The sequence below is a fragment of the Intestinimonas sp. UBA1698 genome (assembly GCF_002320075.1).
GTDB classification, from domain to species: domain Bacteria; phylum Bacillota; class Clostridia; order Oscillospirales; family Oscillospiraceae; genus Intestinimonas; species Intestinimonas massiliensis.
In genome coordinates this window covers 42,320-50,494 of the sequence record NZ_DCJO01000008.1, presented here as the reverse complement: position 1 = coordinate 50,494, position 8,175 = coordinate 42,320, and the positions used below count along the sequence as shown (strand labels likewise).

8 protein-coding genes are annotated in these 8,175 nt (G+C 51.8%); 4 read left to right on the top strand and 4 right to left on the bottom strand.

The features are described 5' to 3' along the window. The coding region (locus tag B3H64_RS01880) for a ParB/RepB/Spo0J family partition protein (protein ID WP_286732476.1) at window positions 1–1,059 on the bottom strand (1,059 nt) is incomplete at its 3' end. Between the two features lie 200 nt (window positions 1,060–1,259). On the opposite strand from B3H64_RS01880, the gene B3H64_RS01875 reads away from it, so the two are divergent. From B3H64_RS01875 to B3H64_RS01860, 4 genes are all read left to right on the top strand, one after another. Beyond that, the gene (locus B3H64_RS01875; RefSeq protein ID WP_286732473.1) at window positions 1,260–1,892 is read left to right on the top strand and encodes a hypothetical protein; all 633 of its coding nucleotides are present in this window, start codon (window positions 1,260–1,262) and stop codon (window positions 1,890–1,892) included. A gap of 347 nt (window positions 1,893–2,239) precedes the next feature. Continuing rightward, window positions 2,240–2,623 carry a hypothetical protein gene (locus tag B3H64_RS01870; protein ID WP_050617692.1) on the top strand — a complete coding sequence of 128 codons (384 nt, stop codon included), beginning with the start codon at window positions 2,240–2,242 and terminating at the stop codon, window positions 2,621–2,623. 331 nt (window positions 2,624–2,954) lie between these two features. Continuing rightward, on the top strand, window positions 2,955–3,338 hold the full coding sequence (locus B3H64_RS01865) for a hypothetical protein (RefSeq protein ID WP_050617693.1): 384 nt from the start codon (window positions 2,955–2,957) through the stop codon (window positions 3,336–3,338). Between the two features lie 277 nt (window positions 3,339–3,615). Then, window positions 3,616–4,236: a hypothetical protein gene (locus B3H64_RS01860; RefSeq protein ID WP_286732470.1), complete on the top strand. Its 621-nt coding sequence runs from the start codon at window positions 3,616–3,618 to the stop codon at window positions 4,234–4,236. A gap of 293 nt (window positions 4,237–4,529) precedes the next feature. Here B3H64_RS01860 and B3H64_RS01855 read toward each other — a convergent pair whose 3' ends face one another. From B3H64_RS01855 to fumC, 3 genes are all read right to left on the bottom strand, one after another. Further along, window positions 4,530–5,297, bottom strand: a complete 768-nt coding sequence (locus B3H64_RS01855) for a FadR/GntR family transcriptional regulator (RefSeq protein WP_286732468.1) — start codon at window positions 5,295–5,297, stop codon at window positions 4,530–4,532. Window positions 5,298–5,581: 284 nt separating this feature from the next. Beyond that, a complete protein-coding gene (locus B3H64_RS01850) occupies window positions 5,582–6,757 on the bottom strand; it encodes an NAD(P)-dependent malic enzyme (protein WP_286732467.1) in 1,176 nt (391 codons plus the stop codon). A 48-nt stretch (window positions 6,758–6,805) separates the two neighbouring features. Then, window positions 6,806–8,170: a class II fumarate hydratase gene (fumC, locus tag B3H64_RS01845; RefSeq protein WP_050617697.1), complete on the bottom strand. Its 1,365-nt coding sequence runs from the start codon at window positions 8,168–8,170 to the stop codon at window positions 6,806–6,808. Window positions 8,171–8,175: the final 5 nt, after the last annotated feature.

Here is an 8,175-nt window from a genome sequence, read left to right as displayed (position 1 = left end):
ATACCGCTGCACCTGCTTGTAGTTCATGCCGTTACGATCTCCCACGACCTGCGTGGAGCGTTTTCCTGCGTCCTTGTCCTCCTCACCGGGACGGGAGCCTTGGTGCTTGATGGCCTCCACCTGCATTTTCAGCGACTGCGCCTTTTCCGTGGGCAAAATACGCTCACGGTGGCGGAGGTTGTCATCCGTCATGGCAAGGATGGCTTCATCGTCCGTCATGTTACGGACGATACACGGCATATTCGCAAATCCGGCAAGTTCGCTTGCCCGCTGGCGGCGGTGGCCTGCGATGATCTCGTAGCCGCCATCCTCACGGGGACGCACCAGCGCGGGCTGATTGACGCCCGCCGCCTTAACCGACTCCACAAGCCCCTGCATCTCCACATCGTCCCGGACACCAAAGGGATGATTTTTGAACGGATGCAGGTCAGACAGATTGAGATAGACGATCTCCTCTTTTTCGGCACGGGTGGCGTCACGGGGCACAGACGGCTCCGGCGTAATCTCCGCGCCAGCGGGAGCGCCGCCCTTATCCACGGCAGGCTTCTCCGGGACGGGCTTACTTTGGGACTTTTTGTCCCGAGGTTTGGGCGGCTTTGCCTTATCGGAAGCAGCCTTGCCCTCCTTGGGCGGACGGCCTCTGCCGGGCTTGGCGGCCTTGTCCTTTTCGGTAGACGGCTTCTGCTTGACCGCCTTTTTCTCCTCCTTGGCCGCCTCGTCACGGGCAGCGGCAAAATCCACCGCCTTGCCGGAATGTGCCGGGGTAGGGGCATCCTTGACGGGAGTGGGCGGCTGCTCCTGTTCCTTTTCAGCCTTGGAGACTTCGGGAGCGGCAGGCTCCTCCACCTCGGCGTGAGTAACAGCGTCAGCGGGATCAGGCATGGCCTCGCCCATTTCAAAGAGTGCCGCCTGCCCCTCGTGTTCCAGCATGACCGTCTCTGCATCGGTCAGCGCAGGCTCGGGAGCGGGCTGATTCGGCACAACGGCATTTTCTACCGCAGGAGCGGGAGCCTCGACGGGCGGAGCTGTCTCCAGAATATTTTTCTTATCATCTGCCATTTGCAAACCTCCTTTTCGTGGCATGAAAAAGCCAGTCCGCAGACTGGCTGGGTGGAAGTGACCTCCCTTCATGGTGTTATATATGAAAACGCCGCCCATTGTCCTGTTGGGCGGTGATTTTTTTGCAGAGCAAGTGGCTTTCTATAACATTATAGTATATAATTAGTTCTAATAATAAACAAATGGCAGGGGGTATTCTTTTGAAAAATCTGTTAGAAACTGTGGGTTTAATAATCCTCAGTATGGGTGGTGCTGGCGCAATTATCATGTCTGTTTCAAGTTTTCTTGCTAATAAAATTGCAACACGTCTTGAGCAAAAATACAAATTACGCATTGATAAAGAGCTTGAAGCCTATAAAGCAGGTTTAACCCAGCGTTCATATGTAACGAAGGTTCAGTTCGATATTGAATTTGAGGTATATCGCAAACTATCAAAAGGAATGTTTGAGTTTATCAGCACTCTATATACAACGATTGAAGAAAAGCATTACCCTAAAAAAGAAGGGGAAAACCATCGGGAGAAAGTTGCAGAAGAAATCAGAACATACACAAAAATGGTTGACAAAGCTGCCACTCTGCAAGAGCTATTATATGAAAACGCTGCTTTTATCCCACAAAACATCTACGAAAAATATAAAGAGATAATTGAACTGACAACGACACAATTTTGGAATTATCAGCAGCGTTTTAAGGACTATCTTGATGGAAAAATACCTTTAGCTGAGAGAGTTACTGACTCTGACAAGCAGTCGTTTGAAACGATTGAAAAGAACGTGGAAGCATTAAACAACGAATTGCGTGAACATCTTCAAAAAATATATATTGTTACTTAATGATTTAACATTGTTTTGCTACTTGAGGCGCTCATTCGCTCTGGTTTAGAGGAGGATGCAAGCATTCTGACTGCAAGTTTTGGTGAGGTGGTAAATTCCCCCTCAAACCTGCGGAAAACTCCGCTCAAATTCACTCTTGAGCGGAATGCCTCTAAATTTTAATCTTTTAGAATAAATACCTCTTGCCGACTGCCAGCAAACCATTGATATATCTGCGTTTTCTGAAATCCTATAATTACACTCCGACCAAAGGTGAGTTCTTATAGGACTCACCTTTTTGTTTTCTTAAAAAAATTTGCTGGCTAAGCCTACAAGAATATGGTATTCTTATCTTGAGGTGGTATCTGATGGAAATAATAATATCTGTTCTTGGTGCAATATCTGCTGTTATAGTAGCTGTTATCGGAGCAATTCTCTCGAATAAAAACAGCAATATGCTTCAGTTAAGAAAACTGAAAGAAGAACACTATATTTCATATATCGAATCTTTACATAATCTTGCAGCGAACAATAGTAGCAGAGATGCCATTTCAAAATATACTTATCATCGTGACAAACTGCTTATTGTAGGAAGTGAAGAGGTAGTAAAAAGTATATTGCAGTATGAAAATGAGGCAGTCGGGAAAGAAACTGATTTTCACGATGAGTTCCTCACTAATATAGTAAAAGCAATTAGGCAAGACCTCAAAATTAAAGACAAAAACTTTCCGCAGATTTACCTAAAAAAGTAACATAGATAAAAACCTCTTGCTGACAACTTACAAACCATTGATATGACTGGGTTTTTCCAGATCCTATAATTACACTCCGACCAAACAATGATAATCCGAACTACATTATCCAAGTGGGTAATGTGTTCGGATTTATCATTTCTATTGAAAATGTGCTATGACAAGCAAGGGCGGGAATATGAGTTTCCGCCCTTGCTTGCTTTTTGGAATAATGCTATAATTTACTCAAAAACAGAGGATGGTACGCATTAGGTGTACAAATTAGAATTTACTTTGTGTGTCATAAGCGGAGATGGCGCATTTAGTAAAGTGACTTTGAAGGAGAGGTGCAATGAGCAAACAGTTAAAATATTGGAAAGTATCCAAATACCTCGACTTTATTACTTTTCTCACGCTGTTGCTTTGGGTGGTGCTTCGGCAAGCATCTTTTATTGTATTTCCAGTAAGTGTACTGTTATTGGGAGTACCGCTCCTTTTCTTCTTAATCACAATCGGTTATAACCTAAAATTACCTGCGCCTGATAGATTACACTCCTATCGCTTTGCATATAAGATGTACTGGCATCCTTTTTGCAATTTATCCATGATTTTCGCATTCCTTTTTATTGACCTGCCAAAAGATAGTTTTATCTCTCGAATGCTCGGCATTTTGGGCCTTATACTAATCCTTCTTGTCTGCGGCTGGTCTTTTATCGCTTGGCTTTTCAAACGCTGATTTGGCGGCCCGTTTTTTCGTATTATGGGCATAAGACACCCCCTCCTTTTAGGTAAGACAGCACAAGGCGGGAGCATCGTTATAGATGTTCCCGCCTTTATCATACCTGTTTCTGTTGTTCGGCCTCCCGCTCTACTTTCCACTCTGCGTCGTTGTTTTTTGTCGTGATTCTTGTTATAATTCATTCAATAATACATCATTCTGTCTATAGATTTACTTCAAGAAATTCCTCACAAATGTTACATTAGCAGTATGATATCGCAGTATGGAGGTTAATATGAAACGAAACGTAGTCATTGCAATCATATTTTTGCTTGTATCATTCACAGTTTCTGCTTGCGCACCTGTAGCCCCTATCGACAGTGATACAAGCACACCTGAATTTTTTAATGACATTGGAAAAACACTTAGTGAATTAAAAAATGAGCATCCTGAAGGCGAATTTATTGTAAGTTTAGATGGATTCCCAGATAGTGCTGCTGCATGTTTTGGGGAACAGGGGGCGGAATATGTTTACTTCTTTTTTGGAGGACAGAGCGGTGATTTTGAAAAGGCCATGAACGAATGTGAAGACCAGATAAAATGCGCTGGTTTTATAACAACAACAAACATACTTTTTACAGACATGGAAGATGACATGTCCTTTCAAGATTTCTTCTCCCTGATCGGTGTCGACGATTATGAGTACTTTGGAGAAGACACGCCAACTGCAGAAGGTTGGTTAAGATTCATGTATAGTGGTATGGAAGTAATGGTGAATACAAACGAAGCTGTTGCTGGCGGCGGATGGGATATCACAGGAGCAGAAAGAGTGAAGAGTAATGCTCCGGTGTCTATTGTAGACCCAGAAATATTAAATACCAATCAAGACTTAGCTGAGGCGGTTATGTTCGATTGAACTGTGTCATGAGAACACATTACTCAGTTGGTGTGTGCATTTATTTCTTGAGGGATTGTCGTAAAGATAACGATTACTGAATAAGTAAAACAGGTGGGAACATCATTTCAGATGTTCCCACCTTTGTCATGCCTGTTTCTGTTGTTCGGCCTCCCGCTCTACTTTCCACTCTGCGTCGTTTTGATAGCAAAGCCGTTTCGGCACGGTCCAAAACAGAAAAGGGCGTTGTTTTCTGTCGAAAACAACGCCCTTTTTGGTACAGGACGGAACCAATTGAATGCCGGGACAGGCGGTCAGCCCGCCGGGGTCGCGTGGAGCAGCTCTTCCGCCTCGGCCTCGGCCAACTTGGTGGAGAGATTGATACGCACGTCGGCCAGATGCTCCTGCATGGACTCTCTGGCCCCTTCGGCATCCTTTTGGATGATTTTGTTGAAGACCGCTTCGTGGGCCAGAATAGAGTTGTAGGAGAAGCCGCTGCTGTTGGTGGTAAACTGGCGGGAGATATCCAACAGCTCGTAAAGGTTCTCATAGACGCTGGAGAGCACCGAATTGTGCGCCGCATGCACCAGACAGCGGTGGAACTGATGAGAGAGCTGCCGCAGGTGCTGAATGCCGGCATCGTCCATATGAGGGAGCTTTTTAGCCTCCCGCATGTCCACAATGGTCTGCCGCAGGGCGTCGATATCCTCGTCGGTGCGCCGCAGGGCGGCATAATAAGCGGCAAAGGTCTCCAGACTGATTCGGAGCTCCAGCAGATCCATCAGAGTGTCCGCCGTGGCCGTGACCGCAAAGTCCATCTTGCCGATCAGATCCTCGACGGTGATGTTGCGCACATAGGTGCCGTCTCCTCGGCTGCTGTCCAGAATCCCCATGTATTCCAGGATCTTCAGCGCCTCCCGGATTGGAACCCGGCTGACGTTGAACCGCTCGGCCAGATCCCGTTCCGAAGGGATCTTTTCTCCGCACTTTAGTTCGCCTCGGGCAATCATGCCCTTGATACTGTCAATGACGTGCTCATAATAACGACCGCCACCTCCATTGGCTTTCGCGGGCGTTCCCATACCGGATCACATCCTCAACATATTTTTTCAAACAAAATCAATCTTTAAAAGTATACCATACTTTTTCTTGAAAAGAAAGGGAGAAGGCCGTAAAAACCGACGGAAAACTTACGGATATGTTTTGGCATGGGACCGGGGAAGGGCGGAAGGCCGGCTGATAGGATACCGTAAAGGCGCAGCATGGATGAAATTGCCCTCGCATAGAGAAATGCTTCTTGGGAGGCAGACCATCAGAAAACTTCATTGGGGCGATGTGGATGGTGAGATCCTCCTTATTCGATGCTTCAGCGGATACGGGCGATGCCCTGCTCCTTGGCCTCGTCGGCCACGGCCTTGGCCACGACCTCGGCCACCGACTTGTCCAGAACGGAGGGAATGATATATTCGGGAGAGAGCTGATCGGCAGGGATCAGGTCGGCCAGCGCGTGGGCGGCCCGGATCTTCATGCCCTCAGTGATGTCGGTGGCCCGGACCATCAGAGCTCCCTTGAATACGCCGGGGAAGACCAGCACGTTGTTGATCTGGTTGGGAAAGTCGCTGCGGCCGGTGCCCACCACCGCCGCGCCGCCCCGCTTGGCCTCGTCGGGCATGATCTCAGGCACGGGGTTGGCCATGGGGAAGACGATGCCCTGGTTCATGGTGCCCACCATCTCGGCGGTGACCAGGCCGGGCCGGGACACGCCCACAAAGGCGTCGGCCCCCTTCAGCGCGTCGGCCAGGGTGCCGTGCTCATGGTTTCGGTTGGAGATATGGGAGATCTCCTCCTGGCCGGGATTGAGTCCTGCGTCGCCCTCACAGATGATGCCGTGGATGTCGCACATCACCACGTTGCCGAAGCCCATCTGGATGAGCAGCTTGCCGATGGCGATGCCGGCAGCGCCGGCGCCGTTGATGACGATCTTCACCTGCCCCATCTGCTTCTTGGTGACCTTGATGGCGTTGAGCATGGCGGCGGCCACCACGATGGCGGTGCCGTGCTGGTCGTCGTGGAACACGGGGATGTCGCAGGTCTCCTTCAGGCGGCGCTCTACCTCGAAGCACCGGGGCGCGGCGATGTCCTCCAGATTGATGCCGCCGAAGCTCTTGGAGAGGAGCGCAATGGTCTCCACCAGCTTGTCCACGTCCTTGGTGTCCACACACAGGGGAATGGCATCCACGTCGCCAAACTCCTTGAAGAGGGCGCACTTGCCCTCCATGACGGGCATGCCGGCCGCGGGACCGATATCGCCCAGACCCAGCACGGCGGAGCCGTCGGTGATGACGGCCACCAGATTGCTCCGGCGGGTCAGGTCGAAAGACTTGTCATAGTCGGCCTGGATCTCCCGGCAGGGCTGGGCCACGCCGGGGGTATACAGGAGGGACAGGTCCTCCCGGGTCTCCACATGCTTCCGGGCGATGACCTCGATCTTGCCGTGCAGGGCATAGTGGAGGTCCAGAGACTTCTGACTGATTTCATCCATGAGTCGATGCTTCCTTTCTCAATGTGGGTGGAGTTTGGCGGCGGGGCCTTACACCATCTCTTCGGGGTGGAATACCTCGTCGAACCGCTCCGCCGTCAGGAAGCCCAGCTTCACACAGGCCTCCTTCAGGGAGATGTTCTCCCTGTGGGCCAGCTTGGCGGTCTTGGCGGCGTTGTCATAGCCGATGTAGGGGTTCAGGGCGGTGACCAGCATCAGGGAGTTGTAGAGGTTGTGACGGCACTTCTCCCGGTCGGCGGTGATGCCCTGGGCACAGTTCTGGTTAAAGGAGGTCATGCAGTCGGTGAGCAGGCGGACGGACTGGAGGAAGTTGTAGATGCACACCGGCATGAACACGTTGAGCTCGAAGTTGCCCTGGCTGGCAGACAGGCCCACGGCCACATCGTTGGCCATGACCTGAACGGCCACCATGGTCACCGCCTCGCACTGGGTGGGGTTGACCTTGCCAGGCATGATGGACGAGCCGGGCTCGTTTTCCGGGATGCGGATCTCGCCCAGGCCGCAGCGGGGGCCGGAGGCCAGCCAACGCACATCGTTGGCGATCTTCATCAGGTCGGCGGCCAGCGCCTTCAGAGCGCCGTGGGCAAAGACCAGCTCGTCCTTGCTGGTGAGGGCGTGGAACTTATTGGGGGCGGTAACGAAGTGCTTGCCGGTCAGCTCGCTGACCGCCTTGGCCACGTCCTCGGCAAAGCCCGCGGGGGCGTTGAGGCCGGTGCCCACGGCGGTGCCGCCCAGGGCCAGCTCGTGCAGGCCGGGAAGGGCCAGCTCCAGCATGGCCCGGTCCTTCTCCAGCATATTCCGCCAGCCGCTGATCTCCTGGCCCAGGGTGATGGGCACCGCGTCCTGAAGATGGGTGCGGCCCGACTTCACCACGTCGGCGTTTTCCGCCTCCAGTCGGCGGAAGGTGGCCGCCAGGGCATCCAGCGCGGGGAAGAGCTTGTCCTCCAGTTCCACCGCAGCCGCGATGTGCATGGCGGTGGGGAAGGTGTCGTTGGAGCTCTGGGACATGTTCACATGGTCATTGGGGTGGAGCAGCTTCCCGCCCGCAATCTCGTTGCCGCGGTTGGCCACCACCTCGTTGACGTTCATGTTGCTCTGGGTACCGGAGCCCGTCTGCCACACCACCAGGGGGAAGTGGTCGTCCAGCTTGTGGGCGATCACGTCGTCGCAGGCGGCGCAGATCGCCTGAAATTTGGCGTCGTCCAGCTTGCCAAGGCCGTGGTTGGCCATGGCGGCGGCCTTCTTCAAAATGCCGAAGGCGTGGACGATCTCCACAGGCATCTTTTCGGTGCCGATCTTGAAGTTCTGGTAACTCCGCTGGGTCTGGGCCGCCCAGTAGCGGTCCGCCGGGACCTGCATCTCACCCATGCTGTCGCGCTCGATGCGGTATTCCATTGTGT